Source organism: Yinghuangia aomiensis (assembly GCF_039542225.1).
Lineage (GTDB): Bacteria > Actinomycetota > Actinomycetes > Streptomycetales > Streptomycetaceae > Yinghuangia > Yinghuangia aomiensis.
On record NZ_BAABHS010000064.1, the window covers coordinates 1 to 24,247 of the forward strand.

The following is a 24,247-nucleotide window of genomic DNA, read 5'->3' on the forward strand; positions in this document are numbered from 1 at the left end:
CGGCTCGACCAACTCCCACTCGCCATCCGACAGATCACCCCGGGTCATGCCGTCCGGTCTACCGCATTCCCCCGGCCGCCGAGGCCGGAATGACCCGATCGTGATCCGAACTCAGAACAGGCCCTAGCCGACGCGGCGCGGAGGCGATCGGACGCCGCCGCGCCGCGGGCGCATGACGACAGCGGGCGGAGGAAACCGGCAGTCCCGGTCCCCTCCGCCCGTCCGGCGCGGCCATGCCGATACGGCGGCGGCCTACCGCTTCACCTCGGCGAACGGCACCGCCGGCATCGTGTCCAGCACGACGTGGACCTCGGCAAGCCGGTACCGGCCGTCCTCGCGCCGCGCCACCGCCCGGACGATGCCGCTGGCCACGGCCGCGGGCACCCGGTCGACCACCGAGGTGACGTCGATGTAGGAGGCGAGCCGCACTTCCTCGCCGGACTCGTCGACGACGTGGACGTTGGTGCCGTTGTGCCGCAGCGGGTAAGGGCTGGCGAGCCGGTGCTCCCGCTGCCACGCCAGCACGTCCGCCTTGCCGCGACTGTCGGAGGCGATGAACGCCTCGTGGGGGTGGTTGCCCGTGTCGGTGCGCGAGGTGAACCACACGTCCTCGGTGAACATGTCCTCCCAGGCCTCGAACTCTCCCTCGTCGTAGACGAACCACCAGCGGTGCAGCAGCTCGTGGACGGCGAAACGGTCGTGCATGACGAACTCCGTTCGATTGATGTGCGGCACAGATCCGCCTGCTTGCGGCAGTGGCACGCACGCGCGGAACGGACCGCGCGGCGACAGGACCCACAAATAAAATACGTGCTACACAAAAAACACAAGGGGCCGCTGGAGAATCAGTACGTCCACTGCACCGGGCGGCTCATCAACTCCGGGTAGCGATGCCGCCAATAGCGTTCGGCCTCGGCCAGGTGCTCGCGCATGGCCGCTTCGGCCCGGTCGGGATCGCGGGCACGCAGCGCGTCGACGATCGCCTCGTGGGCGTCGGCGATCGCGGCCTGCTTGCGCGCCGAGTACTGCACGCCGACCCGGACGCCGTCCGCGATCGCGTGCAGGGTGTTGACGAAGACGTCCAGCACGACGCTCTGCGCGGCCTCCGCGATCAGCGTGTGGAAGCGCTGGTTCTGCGCGACGAAGACCTCGTGGTCGCCCGGGTTGGCACGCAACGCGGCGATGCTGGCGTCGAGTTCGTCCAACTGACGGTCGCTCACCCGCTCCGCCGCGCGGCGCGCGATCATCGGCTCCAGCGCGGTGCGGGCGTCCGTGACGTCACGGAACGACGCGCCCTCGATCTGCAGCACCAGACTCAGCGCCTCGCTGAGACTCGCCTTCGGCGGACGGCGCACGATCGGCCCTCCTCCGGGCCCGGTCTTGAGGACGATCAGCCCGCGGGTCTCCAGCAGACGCAACGCCTCGCGCACGGTCGGACGCCCGGCGCCGTACCGCGCCATCATTTCCTGCTCGTTGGGCAGGCGCTCGCCCGGCGCCACCTCACCCGACAGGATCGGCTGCGCCAGCACATGCGCGAGCCGCTGCGACGACTTCGGCGCACGCCAAGACTTCGGTTCGGCGTACTCGTTGGCGGTCTCGGCCATCGCAGCGGTTACCGGTGTCCCTGCTCGATCGGAAGATTTCCTGTACAGGGATAGGGTAGCCGGAACTCGGCGCGCCGCCCCGCGGCCTCCCGAGGCGGCGTGCCGCCGACACTTACGAGGTGTATGAACCTCCGTTGAGATGCAGCGTCTGGCCCGTGATCCACGACGCTTCGTCCGAGGCCAGGTAGGCGCACAGGGCGGCCGGGTCGTCCGGCACTCCGATGCGGCCGACGGGCAGCCGGGCGGCCATCTCACGGGTGTGGTTCGCCTCGCGGCCGCTCGCCGCCGGGTCGATGAGCCCGAGGGCGATCGTGTTGGCGGTGATCCCGTCGGCGGCGTTCTCGATGGCCAGGTGCCGCATGAAGGCGATGGCGCCGCCCTTGGCCGCCGCGTACAGCGAGACGCCGATCGCCTGCCCGATCACGCCGGAACCGGAGGCGATCGTGACGATGCGCCCGTGGCCGCGGGCCGCCATGCCGTCCAGCACCGCCTTCGCGCAGTTCATCACGCCGAACAGGTTGACCTCGGTGAAACGCCGCCAGTCAGCCGGGTCGGACTGGCGGAACGGAGTGGGCCGGAAGGCCCCCGCCCCGGCATTGCCCGCGTTGTTGACCAGGACGTCGACGGGAGCCGCCTTGCGCTCGAATCCGCGCACGGCGTCGAGCACCGCGTCGAGGTCCGTCACGTCGAACGGCAGCGCGTAGGCGGTGCCTCCGGCTTCGCGAATCGCCTGAGCCGTTTCCTCCGCCCGGTCCTTGTCGATGTCGTTCACGGCGACACCGGCGCCTTGGGCGGCCAGCACGCGGGCGACTCCGGCGCCGACTCCTTGGCCGGCTCCGGTGATGAGGGCGGTCTTGCCGTGCAGGTCGAACACGTTGTACTCCGTGCATCGTCGGGGGTCTGAGGCTTGCGGGGTTTTGCTTCCGTCAGTCCTCGGCGGAGGCGAGCGCGTCGAGGATGGCGGCGGTGTGCTCGCCGTGCAGCGGCGGGGCCCGGCGGATCGGCGGGCGAACGCCGTCGATTCGCAGCGGCGAGGCCACCAGGCGGATGTCGCCCGCCGGATGGCCGACTTCGTGGACCAGGCCCACGGCGCCTAGGTGCTTGTCGCGGAAGACCTCGTCGATTCGGTTCACCGGCGCGCAGGCGATCCCCGCTTCGGCAAACGCGCGCTCCCACGAACGCGTGGAGGCACCGAGCAGCACCGCGGCGAGGAGGCCGTCGAGTTCCTCGCGATGCGCGAGCCGGGCCGGGTTGTCGACGAAACGGGGGTCGTCGGCCAGCGCCGGTCGCCCGATCGCCGCGCAGAGCGCATGGAACTGCCGGTCGCTGGTGGCGCCCAGGACGAGTTCGCCGTCGGCAGTGGGGATCGGACCGTAGGGTGCGACGTTGGGGTGCAGGTTGCCGAGCAGGCCGGGAACGACGCCGCCCACGAGGTGATTGGCCGCCTGGTTGATCAACGACGAGACTCCGCACTCGAAGAGCGGAACTTCGACCCGCGCGGCCTTCCCGTCGGGCTCCCGGCGGTGGCCGAGCAGCGCGCCGAGCGCGCCGATGGCGGCGTACAGGCCCGTCACCACATCGACGATCGGCAGCCCCACCTTCGTGGGACCGGTCAGGGCATGGCCCGTCACCGACATGATTCCGGACCGCGCCTGTGCCATCGCATCGTATCCGGGCTGGTCCCCCAGCGGGCCCGCCTCCGATGCGCCGCGTATCGAGACCCACACGGTCTGCGGGCTGGTGTCGCGCACGGCGTCCAGGCCCAGCGAAACCATCTGCGGAGGAAGGAAGTTCTCGATCACCAGGTCGGCTTCCGCGGCAAGCGCCCGGACCACGTCGCGATCCTCGTCCCGGCGCAGGTCCAAGACCATGCCGCGGCGGTTCCGATTGACCGCGAAGTAGTACGCGGCGTCGTCACCGTGGAACGGCGGCCCCCACCTCCGGGTCTCGTCCCCTTGCGGCGACTCGACCTTGATCACGTCGGCGCCGAGGTCGGCCAGCACCGTCGCGGCCAGCGGGCCCGCCAGGATCCGGGACAGATCGAGCACCCGGACTCCGGCCAGGGGCAGCCAAGGGTCTTGGGCATCGATGTCCTGAGGCCACGTCATACGCACTCCTCCTCCGAGGCACCCGCGGGTCGTCGACATCGAGCCACGCGTCTATTCATAGCTATCATGGCCAGGATTGTGGGGGCCAGATCCCCGCACCCCTTTTTTCGTATACGAGATACGCATAAACTGCCGCGCGCCTGCCCCCGCGGGAAGATTCCCATCTCCGTCACCCGCGCACCGCCTCGTCGTGTCAGGAGCCCCCTCTGTGATTCCATCCCCTCGGCGCGAGACCGTCGACGCCGTCCGCCGGGCCCGGCGGCACGGGCTTGCCGACCTGCTCGCCCGGTCCGCGGTGCGTACTCCGGACAAGACCGCGATCGTGTACGGCGACCTGCGCCAGTCCTATGCGGACCTGGACGCGCTGGTCTCCCGCACCGCCGCCGCCCTCGCCGCCCGCGGCGTCGCGAAGGGCGACCGGGTCGTCCTGCTCGCCCGGAACTCCCACGGCTTCGCCGTCGCCTACTTCGCGCTCGCCCGCCTCGGCGCCGTGTCCGTCCCGGTCAACTTCATGCTCACCGCCCCCGAAGTCGCCTACGTCCTCACCCACGCCGGCGCCACCGGCGTCATCGCAGGCGCCGACCTCACCGCCACCGCGGACGCCGCACTCGCCGAAGCCGGCCTCGACCCGGCGGCACTGAAAGTCCACGCCGTCATCGGCGACCCGGTCGCAGGGTGGGAGCCGTTCACGCACCTCGGCACCTCAGACGCGCCCTGCCCGGACGTGGACCTGGACGACGACGACCCCGTCCAGATCATGTACACCTCCGGCACCGAATCCCGCCCCAAAGGCGCCGTCATGACCAGCCGGAACCTCCTCGCCCAGTACACCACCGCGATCGTCGACGGCGGCATGGCCGCCGCCGACATCGAGATCCACGCCCTCCCGCTCTACCACTGCGCCCAACTGCACTGCTTCCTCACACCCGACATCTACCTCGGCGCCACCTCGATCATCCTCGGAGCGCCCGACGCCGCCACCATCCTCGCCACGGTCGAGACAGAAGGCGTCACCAAGCTCTTCTGCCCGCCGACCGTCTGGATCGCGCTCCTGCGCCACCCCGACTTCGACACCCGCGACCTGTCCACCCTCCGCAAGGGCTACTACGGCGCCGCCGCCATGCCCGTCGAAGTCCTCGCCGAACTCCGCCGCCGCCTCCCGGACCTGGCCCTCCACAACTTCTACGGCCAAACCGAGATGTCCCCCGTCGCCACGATCCTCGGCCCCGAAGACCAGGAACGCAAAGCCGGCTCCGCAGGCCGCGCCGGACTCAACGTCGAAACCCGCGTCGTCGACGACGACGACCGACCCGTCCCGCCCGGCACCGTCGGCGAAATCGTCCACCGCGGACCCCACACCATGCTCGGCTACTGGAACGACCCCGACCGCACCGCCGAAGCCTTCCGCAACCAGTGGTTCCACAGCGGCGACCTCGGCACCCTCGACACCGACGGCTACCTCACCGTCGTCGACCGCAAGAAGGACATGGTCAAAACCGGCGGCGAAAACGTCGCCGGCCGCGAAGTCGAAGAAGTCATCCACACCCACCCCGCCGTCGCCGAAGCCGCCGTCTTCGGGATCACCCACCCCTACTGGATCGAAGCCGTCACCGCGGTCGTGGTGCTCAAGGCGGGTGAGAAGGCGGAGCCCGACGAGATCACCGCGCACTGCCGCGCCCACCTCGCCGGGTTCAAGGTCCCGAAGTACGTCGTCGTCACCGACGCACTCCCGAAGAACCCCAGCGGCAAAATCCTCAAACGCGAACTACGCGGCACCTACGCGCACTTGGCCGCCGACGACTAATCGGAAGGACGCCCTATGCTCGTCTACGACGTCGACTCGCACTTCGAACCCGGCCCCGACTGGCTCGACGAATTCCCGGCCCTGCGCGACCGACTCCCGGCGCTGCTCCCCCAGGACGAACCGGAATTCGCTCTCGCGACAGCCAAGCACTTCGCCTACTTCACCTCGGACGGCATCCGGCCGCACATGCCCGCGCGTCGGCGCATACCCCTGGAACAGTTCGTCACTCCCACCTTGCAGGCGATGTACCCCGAAGGCCAAGGCGCGGCCTTGATGAACGGCCACTCCCAGCACGCGACACTGGACCCCGCGGCGCGGGTGAAAACCCTCGACACCCAGGGGATCGACGTGCAAAACGTCATCACCGGATCCGGCTACACGCTCATGTCGTGCCTCCGCGATCCGCAACTCGCGCGGGAAACGGCCACCGCCCTGAATACCCACATGACCGGTTCACTCGCCGCACACCGTGATCGCCTCCTCCCGGTGACCGTCACCCATTTCGACGACCTGGACTGGGCCGTCGGCGAGTTGACCCGCATGCGCGGACTCGGCAGCCGGGCCTTCCACGTCACCACGGAGTTCAGCAACGGCATCCCGCCATTCCACCCCGACTTCGACAAGGTCTGGGCCGCCGCGACAGACCTGGGCATGGTGGCGGTACTACACGTCGGACTCATGCCGCCGCGCTACCACCCCGCCTACGCGAACACCGAGGACCCGTGGCTCGTCACCCGGATGAGCACCAGTCAGTCGTTCCAGGCCGCCCAGGTCTACCTCAACGCCCTGGTCTTCGGCGGGGTCTTCGAACGGCACCCCAACCTGACCGTGTTGCTCTGCGAAACCGGCATCGACTGGCTGGAGTTCGCGGTGAGCAACATGGACGGCCGGGCCACCCCCGCGTCCGCAGCGCTACTCGGCCCGTACCGGCTGCCGCTCAAACCGAGTGAGTACATCCGACGGAACGTCCGCATCAGCCCGCTCCCGCAGGCGGCACAGACGCCGATGCGGCTGTTCGAGAAGCTGCCGGAGGTCGCGGTGTTCTCGTCGGACATGCCGCACTTCGAAGGCAATATCACGCCGGTGGACTTCTGGCGCGACGAGCTTTCCGGAATCGACGAGGCGACGTGGAACTCGTTCGTCGGCGGCAGCATGGCCGACGTGTACGCCCGCATGGGAGACCCGGTCACCTTGGGCAGTTGACCTCGGATGGACTTGGTGGGCGCGGGCAGGCGCCTACCAAGGCTCCGGGTTGCTGAATATCGGGGACATCGGCGAGCCCCTCCGGACATTCCCCGACAGCCGGGGGGCCGCGCGGCCGCCGAGCGCCTCGATCGCCGCAATGGTGCTGTCGATGACCGTGTCGTAGAGCCGGTCGTAGGCCGTCGGCAGCTCGTCGATGATGCTGCCGATCTTGGCGCGCTCGGCGGCGTCATGCTCCTCCGACGTGTCCAACGCGGCCCGGAGTACCGTCACGGTTTCCTTCGACGGCCTGCGCACGGCCGCCATCGACGCTTGGCCGACGATGGTGGTGCCCACCAGGGTGATGGCCAGCGCCTGGTCTTCCTCGCTCAGCCGCAACGGCTCCAGCACCTTGGTCAGGATGACGAACGAGGGCAGCCAGGCCGGCTGCCGGGTGGACACGATGTACGGCAGCAGCTGCGGGTACGGACGCAGGCTCTCCATGCTCCGGACCATCCACTCGCGCAGCTGGTCCTGCCACGTCACGTCCGCAAGGCTGGTGATGGAGACCTCGAGGTCCTTCGTGAAACGGTCCGCCACCGCGTGCAGCAAATCGTCGCGGTCCGGGAAGTAGCGGTAGAGCGCCATCGGCGCAGCGCCGACGGCGTCCGCCACGGACTTGATGGTCAGCGACGCCTGGCTGTCCGCACGCACTAGGCCGACGGCGGCCTCGACGATCAGGTCGCGTGACAGACGCCGCGGTCGACCACGGCCGCGCTTCGGGCTGTCGTCGGGTTGCTGCGTCATCGTTCCCGTCCCCTTCACCACGCCTGATCAGGCATTACGTGCACGCCCAGAATATGCGCCGGAGATCCACCCCCGACGCGGCACCGAACGCTCCGTCAGCTTCGATCGGCTTCCAGAGTGCTGCGCCAGACTCCGGTCAGGGTGTCGAGCATCGCCGAACGCTCACGGTCCCAGCGGCCTGCCTGCCACGACGGCATGAAGGTCTCCAGCTGGTTGATCAGCAAGAATGCCCGCCGCTTGGCTTCCGGGCGGGTGAAGTGCGCCCACCGCTCGGCGGGCCGGGTCAGCGACCGGATGAATACCTGCTGGCGCTCCGCATGCTGGCGGCGGAGGGTCTGCGGGAGCTGCTCCGCGAACAGCTTGAGCGCCTTCTGGTGCTCGTCGCCGGTCTCGACGTAGTCGGCCAGCCAACCGCGGACGCTCGCGGCCGACCAGTCCGGCAGCTCGCCGAACGCGGCGAACTTACGGCCAGTGTCCGCCCAGATCCGGTCCGCCAACTCGGCGACGATGTCCGCCTTCCCGGAGAAGTGCAGGTAGAACGTGGCACGTGCGGCACCCGCGCGGGCGGCCACGTCGTCCACGGTGGCGGCCTCGTAGCCCTTCTCCTCGAACACATCGATGGCCGCGGACACCAAGCGGGCGCGCGTGAGCTGCTTGTGCTGGGCGCGGAGATCCGGAGCCGGAGCCCCGGATCCCGACCGTCGATGGGGGGCGGCAGGCATGCCCACAGCCTAGTGGCCCGGGTTCCGGGCCATGACGCACCCGGCCGTATCGGTCCCCCCTCAGGCTTTGCCGATCCGGTCCTTGCCCGCGCGTCAGTGGAAGAGCATCGGTGTTGCGGGACGGGGGGAAGCGACCGGACCCGCGGTCATTCCTCCGTCGACGTAGTAGTCGCCACCGGTGATGTACGAGGCGCCCGGCGATGCGAGGAAGGCCGCCATGTGCGCGACCTCGTCGACGCCGCCCGCGCGGCCGAGCGGGAGGGCGCGGAACCGCGTGTCCTGCGCGGCGCCGCTGCGGTCACCGGGCAGCATCGCCGTTTGGATGGGTCCCGGGACGAGGGCGTTGACGCGGATCCCGTCGGGACCAAGCTCGATGGCCGCCGTGCGGGTGAGACCCCGCACACCCCACTTTGAGGCCGAGTAGGCGGAGGCCCACGCCTGCCCCTGAACCCCGCTCGCCGAGGCGACGTTGACGATGGCTCCCCCGCCGGCCGCGCGCATCACCGGTGTGACAGCGCGAATGCCGAGAAACGTGCCGACCAGGTTGATGCCCAGGATGCGCTGAAAGGCTGCGGCCGTCTCGTCCTCGATAGCGACAATCCGCATGGCCGCCGCGTTGTTGACAAGGACATCCAGCCCTCCGAACCGGGCGACCGTGGCGTCGACTGCTGTCGCCCAGCTGGTCTCGTCGCTGACGTCGTGCCGGATATACGCGGCGTTCTTGCCTATCTCGTCGGCCACGGCCGCGACCGCGTCCTCCTGCACGTCCGACAGCATGACCTTGGCGCCGCAGGCGGCGAAGAGTCGCGCTTCGGCTGCGCCTTGGCCCTGTGCCGCGCCGGTGATGAGGACGACGCGCCCGTCGAGGTCGTACACGTGAAACTCCTGAGGGTGGGAACGGAAGTATGCCGGCCAGTCGTGACGGCTACTGCGGTACGTGCCATTGCAGTTCGATGTGCTGGCCGAGCGTGACCAGCCCGCAGGCCAGGACGTCGGTGTGGACGAACACCTGCATCATCGTGTCCGTGACAGCGTGGGGGTCTTCAGGGCGATAGATGCCGGAGACGGAGATCCGGCCGGCGAGCTCGGGATCGTCCTTCCCCGCCGCCTCGACCGCAGCTGCAGCCTGCTCCAGAGCCGCGCGACGGCAGGCGCATGCCGAAGTGGCAGGAGTACTGCGGTCAGGCGCACACGTCGGCGTGCCACGTCTCGGATACGGATCCCAACGACGCGTCGCTGCCGAGAAGCGCACCGAGTGCCTTCTCGAACGCCCATTGCTCCTCGGTGATCTCCGACGTATACAGCACGTTGTCCGTGAAGCCGGCCTCCGCCGGGTCGACACGTGCCGTGAACCAGTAGCCGCCTCGGTCGACGACCTCGCAACCCAGGAGCCCCAGCACGCGGGCGGCGAGCGAACGCTCGCCGGGGCGGTAGACGAGTTCCGCGCGGGTGATGCGCCGGGAAACTCGTCGTGGAATTCGGCCTCGGCCATGTGGACTCCCCGTACGAGGGTGCGCGAGCCGCGGGAGCGGCTCTCAGCCGCAAGGCAGGAGTATTTAACGTAGAGATTACACATACTCGCCGCGTAGGCAACCGCCATGAGATGCGGGGATTTCGCCTGCCTCCCGGCACGGGCCTCGGGTTCGGCCCACGGCGTGGCGCCGTCCGCCTTCATTTTGTGTAGCCCCTATGTTAACTTCGCGCGGTCTCCCCGCCAGGGGCTACCCGTCGGCCTTGGGTCGACCGCACGTCTGGCCGTCCCGGCCCTGGCCCGGGATGACTCGTTTCCCCCACATCCGGACGACCGCCTCCCCCATTGGCCGGCCCTCGTCCGACGCCGAGAAGAGGACCCATGGCCAGCAATGCACCAGCAGCGGAACCACCCGCCGGCACATCGGCAGAAAGCGACTCCGGGCGCCTCGACGGCGCTTCCCGAGGCCGGCTCGTCGCCGTCGCCGCGACCATCATCCTGTTCGCCGAGGTGGTCCCGCTCCAGTACGCGATCGTCCTGCCCGCGGTTCAGAAGATCGCTCCCAGCTGGCCGTCCGTCGGTGACAACATCAGCTGGATGGTCATCATCATCGCCCTCGTCGGCGGTGCCACTACACCTGTCGTGAGCAAGCTCGCGGACCTGCACGGCAAGCGCAGGGTCATGCTGGCGTGCAGCGTCAGCTTCCTGGCCGGCTCCGTGCTGTGCGCCGTCACCGACACCTGGGCGCTGTTCCTGCTCGGACGCGCCCTCCAGGCAACCGCGTTCGCGATGACCGCAATAGCCGTCGGCCTGATCCGCGACCTGCTGCCCCGCCGCTACATCCCCCTCGCCGTCGGCGCGCTCGCCGCCGGCTTCGGCTTCTCCGGCATCGTCGCCCCGTTCGTCGGCGGCGCACTCACCGACCACTACTCGTGGCGGGCCCTGTTCTGGTTCCTGGTGATCTACGGCGTCGTCATCACCGCGCTCGTGTTCCTGGTCGTTCCGGAAAGCCCGCTGCGCGTGCGCCAGGGCCTGGACTGGCCGGGGGCGGTGCTCGTCGGCGGCGGCGTCGCCCTGTGCCTGGTCTACCTCAGCAACGGTCAGACCTGGGGGTGGAGCGAACCCACCGCGTGGGCCTACCTCGTAGCGGGCCTCGTCGTCTTGGCGCTCTTCTGGCTGTGGGAGACCAAGACCCCCACACCGATGATGAACCCGCGCCTGCTGCGCTCGCCGAAAGTCTCGCTGGTGCTGGTCGTGGGCTTCCTGTCCAACATGGTGATCGGCGGGATGGGCTACATCGTCCCCTACATGGCCCAGACCGACGCCGAGGCCATCAAGCAGCAGATCCTTCAGGGGGCGGCCGCGGCCGCGCACCAGCCCGTCGAGGTCATGCAGCAAGCCATCACGTTCCAGGGCGACTTGGGCTACGCGTTCGGCTTCAGCCTGCTGGCGTTCGCGGTGCACTTGACCATCGGCTACTCGACGGCGGCCATGGCCGCGGGCCCGACGGCCGGGGCATGGGGCCGCAAGTCCGGACTGCGGGCTCCCCTCATCGCCGGCATGGCCATCATGACCGCGGGCTCGGCGGCCATCGCCCTCTGGCACACGTCCTGGGTCACCGTCCTCATCCTCTACTCCGTCTACGGCATCGGGTTCGGCTTCTACTACTCGGCCGGCAACAACCTGATCGTCGAAGCCGTCCCGGCGCAGGAATCCAGCATCGGAGCAGGCATGCTCGCGGTGGCGCAGTCGTTCGGAGCCGCCGTCGGCACGGCGGCCGTGACCGCGATCGTCTCCGGGCACACGCTGGCCATGACGTCGCCGAGTCCCACCGGCCAGGGGACCGTCACCACCGAGATCCCCCAGGTCTACACCGACACGGGATGGACGAACGCGCTCTGGGCCATGGCCGCCGCGGGCGCGGTCGGCACCGTCGTCGCCATCGCGCTGCGGACGGGACGGACGCCGGCCACGGGGGGTCAGGCTCCCGACGAACAGCCGGAGCAGACACGGGTTCCGGAGACCGAACTCGCGTGAACTCCGCCCATCGGCCCCGCGTCCGCAACCTGTCCAGATTGTCGACGCGGGGCCGATCAGACGGCGCGGTCGGCTTCCAGCGTGTTGCGCCAAACGGCAGTCAGGGTGTCGAGCATCGCCGAACGTTCCCTCGCCCAACGTCCGGACTGCCACGACGACATGAAGTTTTCAAGCTGATTGATCAACAGATACGCACGGCGCTCAGCCTCCGCCGAGGTGAAGTGCGCCCAACGCTCCGGCGGGCGTGTCAGCAGGCGAACGAACGCCTTCATGTGGTCCGCGTGTTGGCCCCGGAGAGCCTGCGGCAGTTGATCGGCGAAGAGCCTGAGGGCCTTCTTGTTCGCGTCGCCGGCGTCGACGTACCGGGTCAGCCAACCGCGGATCGTCGCATGCGACCAGTCGGGAAGATCGCCGAATTGCGCGAACATCCGTCCGGTATCGCGCCAGATGCCGTCGGCCAACTCGGCGACGATCTCCGCCTTCCCGGAGAAGTGCAGGTAGAACGTCGCCCGCGCGGTGCCGGCGAGGCCGACGATGTCCTCCACCGTGGTGGCCTCGTAGCCCTGCTTCTCGAACATGTCCACCGCAGCTGCGACAAGTCGGCGTCTCGTGAACACCTTGGGCCCGGTACGCCAATCGGTGCCCGGCCCCGGGGCGCGGGCGCCGGAGAAGCCAGCGGACGAGGGAACACGGCCCTCATCCTTGCTCGGGCCCCGGCGGCCTGTCGGCACCGTCCGTCAGTTCGACGAGGCGTGGTCAACAGCCGTGCGCAGGGCACGGCAGGCGTGGTCGAGGGCCTCGGAGGCGGCAGGCACCTTGGAGTAATACGACAGGAAGCCGTGCGAGGTCCCCTTGACTTCCAGCACCTCCACTGTGCCCCCCGCTTCGCGCACGCGTTCCGCGTAGGCGTAGGCGTCGTCGACGTTGAGGTCGTACTGCGGGGCGACGATCAACGCGGGCGGCAGGCCCGCAAAGTCCTCCGCGTACAGCGGCGACAGGTACGGATGACGCAGGTCCGCGCCCCCGGCATAGGTCCGCCACATCGACTGCGATGCGGTGCGGTTCACCATCGGCGCGTCCGCGTTGGCCACCGTGGCAGGGCGCGTCGAGACGGCGTCCAGTCCCGGGTAGGCCAGCAGCTGGAACGCGAACCGCGGTCCGCCGCGGTCGCGTGCCACGAAGCCCGCCACCGCGGCCAGGTTGGCTCCGGCGCTGTCGCCGCCGAGGGCCACCCGGTCGGCGTCGACACCGACCTCGTCGGCGTTCTCCACCACCCACGCGGCCGCGGCGTAGAAGTCTTCGATCGCCGCAGGAAAGACGTGCTCGGGGGCAAGGCGGTACTCCACCGATACGACGACGCAGCCGCTGCGGTTCGCGATCTCCCGGCAGAAGCCGTCATGGGTTTCGATGCTGCACAGGGACCAACCGCCGCCATGAGCGAACACCAAGGCAGGAAGCCCCTCGCCTGCGGCCGGGTAGTAGAGCCGTACCGGAACCGGGCCGTCCGGCCCGGGGACCGTTTGGTCGACGACCGCGTGGACATCGGGCCGCGGCTGCAATGCGGCCCCGGCGACCGTCCGCTCGCGGATCGCGGCCACGGATTCCGCCGTCACCGCGGGCAGCGGCGGGATCGCCGCCATGATCGCGGCCAGCTCCGGAACCAAGTCGAACGCGCCCGCCGCTTGCTGTTCTGCCATCGCTCCTCCGAACACTCGTCGACCCTTCATGCTCACTCAGTAGACACTGCGTCTACTCAGCAGGATCGCACCGCCTACGCTCGGCGGCGCGCTCAGATACGTCGCGATCAGGTATGGACACTCCGTCTACTGATTCTGCATGATGGCACTCACTAGACACTGTGTCTATTACATGGCTACGGAGACCCCTGTGAACGACTTCCGTGTGTCCGTCTACCACCGACCTTCCGCCGAAGACCTTCCGTTGGCCGGCGCGGGTTTCGAGCGCGCGACCGTGCGTGCTCACCTGGACGAGGCCGATCCGCGCACGCTGCTCATGGTGCTCACCCACCTCACCCGCGACGACTCGCACCTGGAGCGGTTCGCGGCGGTGTGCGACCCGGCCAACGCGGAATCGGGCGCCGAGCGGGAAGCCGCCGAGATACGCGACCTGCTCGCCGATGTGCTCACCTCGGGTGTGCCCCGCGACGCAAGCCCGTTGTCCGAGGCATTCTTCCGCCGCACGGCGTCGGTCTACGTCAACGAACCGGTCGACGAGGAGTTCGTGCCGCTCCTGCTCGACCAGTGCGGATTCGCGAAGCTCGAAGGCACCGCGGCGGCGCCCGAACCCCGTCCCGGAGCCGACGGATTCCACGTCGCCGTGATCGGCGCCGGCCTGTCGGGCATCTGCGCCGGCATCAAACTCGGCGAGGCCGGCTACAGCTACAAGATCTACGACCGCAACAAGGACGTCGGCGGCACCTGGCTCACCAACGTCTACCCCGGCGTCGGCGTGGACACCCCGAGCCACTTCTACTCGTACTCGTTCGAAGTGAACCCGGACTGGCCCGAGTTCTACTCCAAGGGCGAGTACGTCCTCGACTACCTGCGCAGCTGTGCCGACGGCTATGGCGTACGCGACCACGTCGTCTTCGAGACCGAGGTCGTGTCGTGCAGCTATGACGACGCGTCGAAGCGGTGGGCTGTGACGTCGCGCGGCCCTGACGGTGTCGAAAGCGTGGAGTGGGCCAACGCCGTCGTCAGCGCCATCGGCGTGTTCCAGGGCGCCGTCCGGCCGGACATCCCCGGGCTCGACGACTTCACGGGCACAGTCGTGCACACCGCGGACTGGGACCCGTCGATCGACCTCGCCGGAAAGCGTGTCGCCATCGTCGGCACCGGCGCGAGCGCGATGCAGGTCGGTCCCGCCATCGTCGACGACGTGGCAGCCCTCACGGTCTTCCAGCGCACCCCGTCGTGGGTGATGCCGCGCCGCAAGGACGACCTGACCGTGCCCGCCGGAGCCCGGTGGGCGATGCGACATGTGCCCTACTACGGCGAGTGGTTCCGGTTCTTCACCTACTGGTTCGCCTCGGACGGCAACTTCGTGCGCGTGGTCGTGGACCCGGACTGGCACATGCCCGACGTATCCGTGTCCAAGGAGAGCGAAGCCATGCGGCAGTGGCTGCTCGCGTACGCCCGCGAAGAACTCGCCGACCGCCCGGACCTGCTGACGAAGGCCATCCCCGACTACCCGCCGTTCGGCAAGCGCATCCTGCGCGACAGCAACTGGTACCGCATGCTCAAGCGGGACCACGTCGACCTGATCACCGACCGGATCACCCACGTCACCCCCGGAGCCGTGGTCACCAAAGACGGCCTCGAGACACCGGCGGACGTCCTGATCCTCGCCACCGGCTACCAGGTCCTGCCCATGATGAGCCAGATTGCGATCACCGGCCGCGACGGCACCGCACTCGCCGACGTCTGGGGCCACGACGACCCCCGCGCACACCTCGGCACCACCGTGCCCGGCTTCCCGAACCTGTTCGTCCTCGCCGGACCGAACAGCGCCCCCAACCACGGCGCCGGCGTGAACATCCTCGCCGAGAGCCAGATCCACTACGTCATCGCCTGCCTCGACCTGCTCCGCGAACAGGGCGCGCATGCCCTCGAACCGCGCCAAGACGTCCACGACGCCTACAACGAGCAGGTCGACAAGGCCCTCGAAGGCCGCGTCTGGAGCCACCCCAGCGTGCGCAGCTACTACCGCAACAGCAGCGGCCGCGTCGTCGTCTCCTGCCCGTGGCGCCTCGTCGACTACTGGCGGATGCTCCGCACGCCGGACCCCGCCGAGTACATCATCGGCTGATCCGACCCGAGCGTCGTTCGCGTCTCGCGAACCGACAGCTACCCCAGCCCCCTCCGTCGTGGTGCTCCGCCGACACCACGACGGAGGGTCGATTTTCGCGATGCATCGCCACGTTTGTTCGATTCTCTCGAGGAGATCGCTCACCGGAGGCCGGGCTCGACCAGCAGTGGTCTGGAACAGTACCTACGAGGTGCGGCAGTTCCCGAGCCCTGAGCCACGGCCACGTGGCACGGGGCTCATGCCCGAAGCCGTGGAGGTGGGCGAAAGCCACAGCGTCTGGTGGGCGCACCACCGCAGCTAATTGGACCGACGGGAGCCCCACCCTCGGCGGAATTGCTTGTTGAAGTCAGAGATAACCCGCTTGTCCACAGTCGACATCAAGCGAAGCTCCAAGCTCAGCTGCTGCCCTGACGACGCTATCGCGTCGGGCAGCTCGCCCAGTGCCGCTGCTGTGTTGTCGATGAACGTGCGCATCTCTTCGGCCGGTCGGCGCACGATCGATGCCCTAGATGCTGCGGACGGCGGGGCGCTGCATCCGCCGTCGGGCGAGGGATACCGGAACCGGAACCAGCCTGTGCAGGCGCCGGACGGGAAGAGCCATCCGTCGCGCAACCCACGCAGTTCCGGCACCTATGGCGCGAGTTGGGGAGCGGTCGCCGGAGTGTCCCGCATCATCGGCACCGGGTGGGCCGTCCTCCCGGTCGCCCGAAGCGCCGACCATTCAGGTCTCGGCAGCCCATCGACCAACACCACGTGCTGGCCGGGACGGCTGCCGACGTGCTCGTGGCTGCGTCGGCCGAAGGGGAACTCGACGCCGACCCCTCGCCCAGGCCCCTGTGCGAGAACGCCGCCGCCCTTTTCACCTACGCCGGACAGGTGCAGGACCGGTCCGGCGCGCACCGTGCGCTTTACCGATTGGGCCATGGCCTATGGTCGCCGACGGCTCGGGGGAACCGGGGGCTCGTTGATGGGGAAGAGGCTGGCCTGATAGGCGGAGGTCACCGCGCCTGCCGGGCGCGCCGGGTGCCGTGCGGCGCCGGGTCGCGACCGGGGAGCGGCTGGCTGAGCAGGGCGCTGGGCGGTCGGTGCGTCGGGCACCGGGGCGAGGCGGAGGATCCGCCAGCCGTCTTCGGCAAGCCGGTCCACGTAAGGGGCAGCCCGGTCGGCGTGGACGGCGAAGGCCAGCAGGTGGGTCGGCCGAGTGGCACCGACAAAGATCAGGCCCAGCGCGCTGCGGTCGCCCGCCGTCGCGTGCTCGGGCGAAATATCGCCGCAGATCGCGGCGAGCGCCGCGGGCATATCGTGACGGGTGCCGCCGGAATTGAGGCATTCCACGACGAGCGTCGCGCTGTGCGTCTCTCCCTTCGCGCCGTGGATGGTGCCGGCCACCGCCCGCACACCACCCGCGTTGCCGGGCTCGGCTGGCGGGCCAGAGGTGCCCGCATCCTGAGGTGCGCCGGTGTCGGTAGGGAGGAACGCGAGGGGATCGCGAGAGGCATACCCGGGGACCTGGACGTCGAGCAGGTTCGCGATCGTCTCCTTCAGCTGCTGCGCGAGGCCCGCCCACACCTGCTTGTCAGCGAGGTCGGCAGTCAGCATCGCGGCCAGGACGCGCCGCAGTTGGTGGCCAGACGATCCGGTGGCGCGATCGAGGCGGGCGAGGGTCGGCAGCGTGGCGGGCGCGTCGTCCGGTCCCGGCATTCCCCACCGGCGCGGCAGGGCGCGGACCGCTCCCCACAGCGCCTCTGCCGCCTCCTGCCGGGACCCGGTCCGCTCCGCGAGCCCCTGCGCCGACCGAGCCGCCGTGATCACCAAGCCGTCCGCGCGGGTGCGGGTCGGCAGCGCCGGGCCGCCGGTGTAGCAGGCCAGGGTCTGAGGGAATGCCCTCGCAGTGCTCGCGCCGTGGCGGGCGCCGAGGACCCGGACGGGATACCGGGCGAGTGCGTCCGGTGGGACCACTGCGGCGGCGAGCGCCTCGAACGTGGAAACGACGTCGCGGATCGTGGCGTCGTCGAACACGATGAGCGCGAGGTGTCCCTCGGGCCCGGCGCCTTCGATGCGCTGGCGCCGGTGGACGGTGAGGCGGGAGGCAACGTCCGCGATTCTGGGGCCGAAGCGGCGGCTGACAGACAGCTCGAAGACCGGGACCGCTGTGGCCGGCTCGGCGGCGGGAGTTGCGGCGGCTCGGGCGTCGGCGTAGATCCGCTGATTCACGTCGCCGACGCGCTGGACCACTCCGGATCCGTTGCTGAAGACCTGCGCGAGAAAGGCGTCCTGTTCGCTTCCGGTGTCCTGGGACTCGTCGATCAACACGAATGGGAAGCGGGCGCGAGCCGCCTGGGCGAGGCCCGGGTGAGTGTGCACATGGAAACGGGCGATTGCGAGCATGTCCGCGTAGCGCAGCACGCCGCCGCGCGCGAGCGTCTTCTTCAGGCCGATGAACTGTCTGGCACTGGCGGTGGTTTCCTTGCACGGCAGTCCGGACAGGTCGACCACAAGTTTGCCGTCGCGAAAGACGTAGCGGGCTTGGCAGACGAGGTCGGCACCGTTGGACTGGCGGTCCAAGTAGTCGCGGAGGGTGCGGTACGCCGGGTTGTACCGCAGCGCCCGTTCGGCGGCGTCGGCGTACATGACGTCGTCCACGGCGCGGACGTCTACGCGGTGTTCGCGCAGACAGGGAAGCGCGAAGAAGGTATGGGCGAACGTCTGGATCGTGCCGACGAAGTGCGGAGGACCAAGCAGCGCCTGGCCGCGTGGGAGTGCGGTGAGCCGGTCGAGGATCTCGCCCTTGGCGGTGTTGGTGTGCGAGAGCACGCAGATCCCGCCGACGCCTGGCCGCCACGCATCAACGAGAAGCTGGAGTTTCAGGCTGATCATCGTCGTCTTGCCTGCGCCGGGCGCGGCTTGAAGGTCCAGGGAAGTCGCAGCCTGGAGGAACGCCCACTGTTCCGGGTGGGTGAGCTGCAACCCCATGCGCCCCGCGAACTCCGCGATTTGGTCCTTCGCGAGCGTGCCGTCGCGCGACCCACCCATCAACGCACCGCGCACAGATGAGTAATCGCGTCGATCAGGTAGCGCGGCAGGTCCTCGGGCAACAGCTTCTCGGACGCCACCAAGTCGGCCAAGTGCTGCGCCGCGTCAGGCTTGCGGAGTTTCGATTTCTTGGTGCGGAGTGGCCGGTAGATCTCCAGCGCGGCCCTGGCGAGGGGTGTGCCGGCGTCGCGCCAGGCGTCGATGTCGTCGGCTGCCTGCTGGGACAACTTCGCGATCGTGTCCTTGTCGGGCCAGCCTGTCTGGGACGCTCGCGCGGCGAGCACTGCGGTGTGGACGAGCCGGGCCATCGTCCAGGACGTGGCGGCCAGATCGTACTCGAGTGTCCACGCGTCGGACACGTAGGTGGTGACCGGGCCCCCATCGTGCGCGCGCAATGCCTCGCAGTGGTCCCGGACTTCGTGGGGTTTGAGGTCGGTCACCAGAGGCAGCTTGCCGCGCATATCTTTGTCTGTGCCCTCGGGCGCGAGGTCGCGGTCGCGCAGACAGACGACCTTGATCGGGATCGGCGGTTCCTCTTTCGCGGCGCGCTGGAAAATCCTGGCGTAACGGAAGTGGCCGATGTGACCCACATCGACGATGCTCACGCCGGCTCGGGTGAACGAGTAACCGAGAGCTTCCGCCAGGGCTGGCAGCAGCAGGGCTTCCGACGGGCCCTCGACCAGGACAACGCCGCGGGCGAAGAACAGGTTGGCCTTGGTAACGTCGAGGAACCGGCGCAGAAATGCGTAGTCGGAGTCGTCCAGCTTGGTGCGGTTCCTGCTGAGGCCGAAAGCCCGCGCCTCGCACATCAGCGTCAGGTTCTCCACCGGCAGCGCCGCGGCGATGTTCGGGCTGTGTGTGGTGAGCACGACCTGGACTTGCGGGTCGGGGCCGGTTGCCTTCTCGACCAGCAGTTCCATCACCCGAGCCTGGAGCTGGGGGTGCAGGTGCGCCTCAGGCTCCTCGATCAGCAAGACCGAGGAACTGTCGCTCGTGCCCAACAACAGCAGCTCGGCGGCCATGAACAGCGCATTGTGATAGCCCAGTCCCCGACGGGTCCACTGCCCGGCTTGGCCGTCCGGGGCGAAGCGCAGCTCCAACCGTTCCAAAGCACGCTGCAACGACGCGTCCCCGGCCACACCGATCTCCCCCGACAGCGGGGCGTCGCCGATAGCGAACCGACTCAGGTAGTTCGTGTTGATCTCCTCGCGCGCCCGGGTCACCGCGAGGTTGGCGGCGAGTTGGTGGTCGGCGCGGTGCAGGATCCCGGTCAGTGTCGACGCCTGGCCGGTCTCGGGGTCGAAGTCGTCGAGCTCCTGCTCGCGGATGTCTGGGTGGGCGGCGAGGATTTGGGCAAGTCGCGAACCCCGGCCCGGCCGAAGTTCCGCCTCCGCATCGCGCAGCGGCTTCAGGTAGGTCGCGCGCAACCGCTCGCGGACCGCTCCGTCGATGACCGGGCCGGTCCCGTGGCGGCCCGCGCGGGTCGACACCGATACGCGGCCGCCCCCGGCCAGAGGGTTCTCCATCCGGGCGCGCAGGGTGACGTACAGCACCGGTTCGCGGTCTTTGTGGTCGAGGAGCTCAAGGAACGCGGCCTGCTCGTCGTCGGACAGACCTCGGAACTGGCAGCGGAGGGTGAACTGGTCCGCGCGCGCGGCCCCAGCGCAGTGGAAGTCGTCACGAGTGACCCGCTGATAGTCTGCGGACACCGTGTGCAGGCACAGTCGGATCGCGTCGACGACCGCGGTTTTCCCGCTGTCATTCGCCCCGACCAGAACGTTCAACCCTGGCGTGAGTTCGAAGTCCAGTGCGCTGCCGGGTATTTGCTCGGTGCCGGCGGGACCGAACATACGGAAGTTCTCGGCCCGAACGTGGGAGAGATACACACACCCTCGCTGCGACAGGCGGCGGCGCCGCATAACCTCACGCTGCCCATCGGGTCGCCAACCGTCATGCAGCTCTCACGAGCATCGTAGGCCACACAAGCCCGCCACCTGTGCACTACATCCGCGGATTCCCCTGTCCTGTCGGCAAGTTTGGCTTGGCCCCGCCACGGAGAAGTCCAGCGACACCCGGACGGGCAGGAGACGCCATGCCGGCCGGCGCAACACGGACGGCCAACGCCGCCTGGCCATGACGAAGACCAAGACTGCGGGAGCATCGGGGCGACGTGCCGTAAACGCACTGCTCGCCCGAACCGTCCTTGCCTGGGGGGATCGGGGAGGGCACAGCACCGCTGCCTCGGATGGCACCGGCGAAGTCTGGGCTTGAGGACGCAGTTCGGGGGGCAGGGGCACGCCTGGTGGGACGTCGACTCGGAGATCGCCGCACTGAACGAGGGGTCGCCCTCATGAAAGCCACGAGCATAGCCGACACCGATCTCGCCAACTGCCGCTGGCGCGCCAACGGTTGACTCAACGCCACCCAAGGCGTGTCGAGTAGTTGGCTCCGCCTCTAGTGTGGATGGTGAGGAGTGTTAGCCCGGGAGTGCGCGGCGGACGAGCCACAGCATGTGGTCAGCGTGATGATCCACGCACTGAGCGACAACAGCGCAATCCGGTCCGTGCGCTGGGAACATCACCGCCGCCCAGCGATCGGGACTGACACGCTCCTGGGCAATCACCCGACTCGGATATGCCGGTGCGGCACATCCGAACCGATCGATGCCTCGCCCACACCGACAGGCACCGGCAATACCAGGAGCGCGTAGGGGGCGCCACTCCCTACCCTGTCGCCATGGCTTACGAATCGGCGCGTGATCTCCCGACGTTCCTGGAGATGGAACGGCAATTGACCTTCCTACGCCTGTTCGCCAGGGCGGAAGCCAACGCGCTCGAGCGTCAGATCCGGGAGCTCGCTGGTACGGTGGACGCCTTCTACGCCCTCCTCAGCTCGAAGAACTGGATCTTCCACGACTCCCTGTCCGTGGGCGCCGTGCAGCGCATCCTGGAATCGGCGAAGGATGACGCCGACCAGGCTGAGGCCATGCTCATCGAGCAGTACAACAACAGCGAGCGACTGTTCTTCTTGATCCTGCCGCTCAGGAAGCTGCCCGCGATGCGCCGACGACTGCCCCTGATCGAGAAGGCCAGAGAGGACTACTTCACCGGCCGGTACTACTCCTGCGTGCACGTCCTGCTGAGCGTGATGGACGGCTTCGTCAACGAATTCGAGACCGTGCGCCGGGGGCTCCACGCCCGCGCCCCGGAAGACCTGGATGCCTGGGACAGCGTCGTGGGCCATCACCTCGGCCTCAAGCACGCCCACAGGACGTTCACCAAAAGCCGCAGCGCCACGCGCGAGGACCCGGTCCACGAGCTCTACCGCAACGGCATCGTGCACGGCAGCATCCTCAACTACGACAACATCACCGTGGCCACCAAGGCATGGAACCGGCTCTTCGCAGTCGCAGACTGGGCACGATCCCGAGAAGCGCAGCTCCAGCACAAGCCTGCTGAGAAGACGACCTGGTCCGGAGTGGCCAAGCAGTTCACAGGCATCATCCGCGACTTGGCCGAACAGACCAAGATCGACCGCGTGAACCAGGCATGGACACCACGGACCCTTCTCCCCGACTCCGACGACTTCACCGGGCACCCCGTCCGTGAACGCACAGCAAAGCTGCTGCACTTCTGGACCCGAAGGAACTACGGATCCATGAGCGATCTACTCACCCACTCCCTGCACGCCAAACATGGCAAAGCTGTCCGCAGCGAAATCCGGCGGGCATACGAGAACTTCCCTCTGGCCGACTTCGCCATCCTCGCTATCAGCCACGACATGCCAGCCGCGTGCACCGCCTCCGTGCGGCTGGGCATGGCCGACAGCGACGACGCAACTGCCGCACTCAGATGGATCCGTGAAGACACGGACGCGTATCCCAAACCCGAGCCCTGGGCCGGCGACTGGCGCCTGGCAACATGGCAGCCCGTCCACCTCCTCACGCCACAAGGCGGCTGAGCCCGCGCCACTCTGGACGGATGAGCCATCTGGAAGGCCAACCTGGCTCTGCCGACTCCGTCGAAGCCAACTGCCCGCAGACGCGTACGCACACTCCGGAAGCGGTAGGCATCCTCACTAAAGTGGCCGGGTTCAGGCCGCTTCACGCCAAATAGCCGACTCTGGTTCAGGTCGCAGCACCTGACACGATCCTGTTGGAGGCCTCTAGCTCGGTGTTTGGGCGCTTCCTCCGGCGCAGCAGTTCGTGCGATACCGCCACTGGGTTCGATGTTTACCTGTCGGCATCATCGCGCTGGAGCAGCTCAGCAAGCGAAACCCGAGTCGCGGTTTCCACCTGGAGGGTGACGGTTCCCTCCACGATCCCGTCGTGGTTGGTCGCGGTGGCGCGCCACGTTGCTTCGATGGCCGGTGGCGCAGGTGCGCGAACGATGAGCACGACCCCGTCCAGTTCGACGGTCTCGTGCGGCCGCAGGTCTACTCCGACGAAGGCAATGTCCGCTCCGCCCCCGTTGCGGATTTCCGGCCGGATCATCGGCATCCGGCCCGGCACCATCAATCGCGCCTGCGCCGCAGTCAGCCAATGCTGCGCGTGGAACACGCTGAACCCTGCCAGCGGATCCGGGGCCGGCCGCGGCCCATAAGGAATGGGCGGATTCGGCAAGACTGCTTCGTCGTCCTCGTCCAGCGTCTCTTCAGGCAGGACGGCCTCGACATCTCCGGGAACATGAAGCAGCACCTCCACCCCACGCAGGTTCGTCGGCAGGGGGTTGGTCACGCGCAGCACCAATGGCGCAACCCTCACCGCGGCGCAAGCGTGTAGCGCACGCGGGACTGCGAGGCGCGTCTCCTCCAGGTACGCGGCAACCTCCTCCCGGAACTCCTGCGGTGATCGCGGGTCCGGGACGGTCCGGCCGAATGCTGCAAGGTCTCGGACCGTCAGCCCTCCCCTCCGGACAGCCTTGCGCGCCAACTCGGCAGCCGACCCGGGCCGCCCTGACGCTTCATCCACCGCACTCAGTAGGTCACTTCCCTCGACCGCGAGCCACCCATCGACCGCCGCCTCGGAGGCGTCCACAGCCGGAATCGGCACACCGGACGCGACGTTCACCGACACCTGGAACAAGCGGCCGCCGCCCCGAGTAAGCCGCTCGGACAGCAAACCGACCCCGTCAGAATCGGGCCGGATCGTCTGCGATCCCGAGCGTACAAAGATGTCCCCGTCGCGCACACTGTTCTTGCGGTCCTGGTCCTGGAATGCCTTGCGGAAGCAGTGGATCGGATCTCCCCACTGCGGAGGCGCCACGTCGATCACCAGGACCTGAGCTGGGAGATCCTCGTCGCCCTCCACAGTTACGTAGTCGACCGACCAGCGCGGACCGCGCACCCCCGTGTAGGCAAAGATCCCGACCTCAAGCACCACCGGATCCACCCACGCCGTTCCCGGCACACGCCCATGGTCCACACCCAGCAAGAAGAAGGCATGTCCCCCGACAAACCCCGCCGCGGCGTCTGGCATCCGGTTCGCAAACCCGACAATCGCCCGCGCCGCATGCACCTGCCCATGCTTAGAAGCCGTTGCCTTTCCGAGAGTTCGGTGTGCGTTTTCGCTGGTCAGGTATGAAGTGGGTTGTTGTGCGGGAGGGATGACGCGTCGGTGTCGTCTCTTGCGCGGGGGTGTTTGTGCCGTCGGT

18 protein-coding genes are annotated in these 24,247 nt (G+C 68.6%); 5 read left to right on the forward strand and 13 right to left on the reverse strand.

From position 1 onward, the window contains the following. Positions 1-252: 252 nt before the first annotated feature. The 4 genes from ABEA93_RS40655 to ABEA93_RS40670 all read right to left on the reverse strand — a co-directional run bounded on the left by ABEA93_RS40655 (position 253) and on the right by ABEA93_RS40670 (position 3,712). The gene (locus tag ABEA93_RS40655) at positions 253-705 is read right to left on the reverse strand and encodes a nuclear transport factor 2 family protein (protein WP_345681040.1); all 453 of its coding nucleotides are present in this window, start codon (positions 703-705) and stop codon (positions 253-255) included. Between the two features lie 140 nt (positions 706-845). After that, entirely contained in the window at positions 846-1,604 is a 759-nt protein-coding gene (locus ABEA93_RS40660) for a FadR/GntR family transcriptional regulator (RefSeq protein ID WP_345681041.1), read from the reverse strand. A gap of 112 nt (positions 1,605-1,716) precedes the next feature. Further along, a complete protein-coding gene (locus ABEA93_RS40665; protein WP_345681042.1) occupies positions 1,717-2,478 on the reverse strand; it encodes an SDR family NAD(P)-dependent oxidoreductase in 762 nt (253 codons plus the stop codon). Positions 2,479-2,530: 52 nt separating this feature from the next. Beyond that, positions 2,531-3,712, reverse strand: a complete 1,182-nt coding sequence (locus ABEA93_RS40670) for a CaiB/BaiF CoA transferase family protein (protein ID WP_345681043.1) — start codon at positions 3,710-3,712, stop codon at positions 2,531-2,533. A 208-nt stretch (positions 3,713-3,920) separates the two neighbouring features. On the opposite strand from ABEA93_RS40670, the gene ABEA93_RS40675 reads away from it, so the two are divergent. After that, on the forward strand, positions 3,921-5,516 hold the full coding sequence (locus tag ABEA93_RS40675) for a fatty acyl-CoA synthetase (RefSeq protein ID WP_345681044.1): 1,596 nt from the start codon (positions 3,921-3,923) through the stop codon (positions 5,514-5,516). A 15-nt stretch (positions 5,517-5,531) separates the two neighbouring features. Continuing rightward, positions 5,532-6,719, forward strand: a complete 1,188-nt coding sequence (locus ABEA93_RS40680; RefSeq protein WP_345681045.1) for an amidohydrolase family protein — start codon at positions 5,532-5,534, stop codon at positions 6,717-6,719. A 33-nt stretch (positions 6,720-6,752) separates the two neighbouring features. Here ABEA93_RS40680 and ABEA93_RS40685 read toward each other — a convergent pair whose 3' ends face one another. The 4 genes from ABEA93_RS40685 to ABEA93_RS40700 form a co-directional block, all read right to left on the reverse strand. Beyond that, complete coding sequence (locus tag ABEA93_RS40685) at positions 6,753-7,505, reverse strand: TetR/AcrR family transcriptional regulator (protein WP_345681046.1); 753 nt, start codon at positions 7,503-7,505, stop codon at positions 6,753-6,755. A gap of 95 nt (positions 7,506-7,600) precedes the next feature. Beyond that, the gene (locus ABEA93_RS40690; RefSeq protein WP_345681047.1) at positions 7,601-8,227 is read right to left on the reverse strand and encodes a TetR/AcrR family transcriptional regulator; all 627 of its coding nucleotides are present in this window, start codon (positions 8,225-8,227) and stop codon (positions 7,601-7,603) included. A 93-nt stretch (positions 8,228-8,320) separates the two neighbouring features. Continuing rightward, a complete protein-coding gene (locus ABEA93_RS40695; protein WP_345681048.1) occupies positions 8,321-9,103 on the reverse strand; it encodes an SDR family NAD(P)-dependent oxidoreductase in 783 nt (260 codons plus the stop codon). 305 nt (positions 9,104-9,408) lie between these two features. Then, positions 9,409-9,627, reverse strand: a complete 219-nt coding sequence (locus tag ABEA93_RS40700; protein WP_345681049.1) for a hypothetical protein — start codon at positions 9,625-9,627, stop codon at positions 9,409-9,411. Positions 9,628-10,079: 452 nt separating this feature from the next. On the opposite strand from ABEA93_RS40700, the gene ABEA93_RS40705 reads away from it, so the two are divergent. Further along, complete coding sequence (locus ABEA93_RS40705; RefSeq protein WP_345681050.1) at positions 10,080-11,735, forward strand: MFS transporter; 1,656 nt, start codon at positions 10,080-10,082, stop codon at positions 11,733-11,735. Positions 11,736-11,791: 56 nt separating this feature from the next. Here ABEA93_RS40705 and ABEA93_RS40710 read toward each other — a convergent pair whose 3' ends face one another. Both ABEA93_RS40710 and ABEA93_RS40715 read right to left on the reverse strand, forming a co-directional pair. Next, positions 11,792-12,466, reverse strand: a complete 675-nt coding sequence (locus ABEA93_RS40710; RefSeq protein ID WP_345681051.1) for a TetR/AcrR family transcriptional regulator — start codon at positions 12,464-12,466, stop codon at positions 11,792-11,794. 6 nt (positions 12,467-12,472) lie between these two features. Further along, positions 12,473-13,432: an alpha/beta hydrolase gene (locus ABEA93_RS40715; RefSeq protein ID WP_345681052.1), complete on the reverse strand. Its 960-nt coding sequence runs from the start codon at positions 13,430-13,432 to the stop codon at positions 12,473-12,475. A 190-nt stretch (positions 13,433-13,622) separates the two neighbouring features. Between ABEA93_RS40715 and ABEA93_RS40720 the strand changes: the two genes are divergently transcribed. Next, positions 13,623-15,563, forward strand: coding sequence for a flavin-containing monooxygenase (locus tag ABEA93_RS40720; RefSeq protein ID WP_345681053.1), 1,941 nt, complete (start codon positions 13,623-13,625; stop codon positions 15,561-15,563). A gap of 927 nt (positions 15,564-16,490) precedes the next feature. Here the strand turns inward: ABEA93_RS40720 and ABEA93_RS40725 are convergent. Both ABEA93_RS40725 and ABEA93_RS40730 read right to left on the reverse strand, forming a co-directional pair. Beyond that, entirely contained in the window at positions 16,491-18,596 is a 2,106-nt protein-coding gene (locus ABEA93_RS40725) for a UvrD-helicase domain-containing protein (RefSeq protein ID WP_345681054.1), read from the reverse strand. Further along, on the reverse strand, positions 18,596-20,515 hold the full coding sequence (locus ABEA93_RS40730; RefSeq protein ID WP_345681055.1) for an ATP-dependent nuclease: 1,920 nt from the start codon (positions 20,513-20,515) through the stop codon (positions 18,596-18,598). Before ABEA93_RS40730 ends, ABEA93_RS40725 begins: the two co-directional genes overlap by 1 nt. Before the next feature lie 817 nt (positions 20,516-21,332). Between ABEA93_RS40730 and ABEA93_RS40735 the strand changes: the two genes are divergently transcribed. Beyond that, complete coding sequence (locus ABEA93_RS40735; protein WP_345681056.1) at positions 21,333-22,556, forward strand: hypothetical protein; 1,224 nt, start codon at positions 21,333-21,335, stop codon at positions 22,554-22,556. A gap of 271 nt (positions 22,557-22,827) precedes the next feature. Here ABEA93_RS40735 and ABEA93_RS40740 read toward each other — a convergent pair whose 3' ends face one another. Then, the gene (locus ABEA93_RS40740) at positions 22,828-24,111 is read right to left on the reverse strand and encodes a hypothetical protein (RefSeq protein WP_345681057.1); all 1,284 of its coding nucleotides are present in this window, start codon (positions 24,109-24,111) and stop codon (positions 22,828-22,830) included. Between the last annotated feature and the right edge of the window lie 136 nt (positions 24,112-24,247).

What these genes read in the sequence shown, in the direction of transcription:
- ABEA93_RS40660 (WP_345681041.1), bottom strand. Translation starts at nt 1,604, where the DNA reads ATGGCCGAGACCGCCAACGAGTACGCCGAACCGAAGTCTTGGCGTGCG.
- ABEA93_RS40690 (WP_345681047.1), bottom strand. Translation starts at nt 8,227, where the DNA reads ATGCCTGCCGCCCCCCATCGACGGTCGGGATCCGGGGCTCCGGCTCCG.
- ABEA93_RS40725 (WP_345681054.1), bottom strand. Translation starts at nt 18,596, where the DNA reads ATGGGTGGGTCGCGCGACGGCACGCTCGCGAAGGACCAAATCGCGGAG.
- ABEA93_RS40670 (WP_345681043.1), bottom strand. Translation starts at nt 3,712, where the DNA reads ATGACGTGGCCTCAGGACATCGATGCCCAAGACCCTTGGCTGCCCCTG.
- ABEA93_RS40705 (WP_345681050.1), top strand. Translation starts at nt 10,080, where the DNA reads ATGGCCAGCAATGCACCAGCAGCGGAACCACCCGCCGGCACATCGGCA.
- ABEA93_RS40680 (WP_345681045.1), top strand. Translation starts at nt 5,532, where the DNA reads ATGCTCGTCTACGACGTCGACTCGCACTTCGAACCCGGCCCCGACTGG.
- ABEA93_RS40655 (WP_345681040.1), bottom strand. Translation starts at nt 705, where the DNA reads ATGCACGACCGTTTCGCCGTCCACGAGCTGCTGCACCGCTGGTGGTTC.
- ABEA93_RS40685 (WP_345681046.1), bottom strand. Translation starts at nt 7,505, where the DNA reads ATGACGCAGCAACCCGACGACAGCCCGAAGCGCGGCCGTGGTCGACCG.
- ABEA93_RS40735 (WP_345681056.1), top strand. Translation starts at nt 21,333, where the DNA reads ATGGCTTACGAATCGGCGCGTGATCTCCCGACGTTCCTGGAGATGGAA.
- ABEA93_RS40715 (WP_345681052.1), bottom strand. Translation starts at nt 13,432, where the DNA reads ATGGCAGAACAGCAAGCGGCGGGCGCGTTCGACTTGGTTCCGGAGCTG.
- ABEA93_RS40730 (WP_345681055.1), bottom strand. Translation starts at nt 20,515, where the DNA reads ATGCGGCGCCGCCGCCTGTCGCAGCGAGGGTGTGTGTATCTCTCCCAC.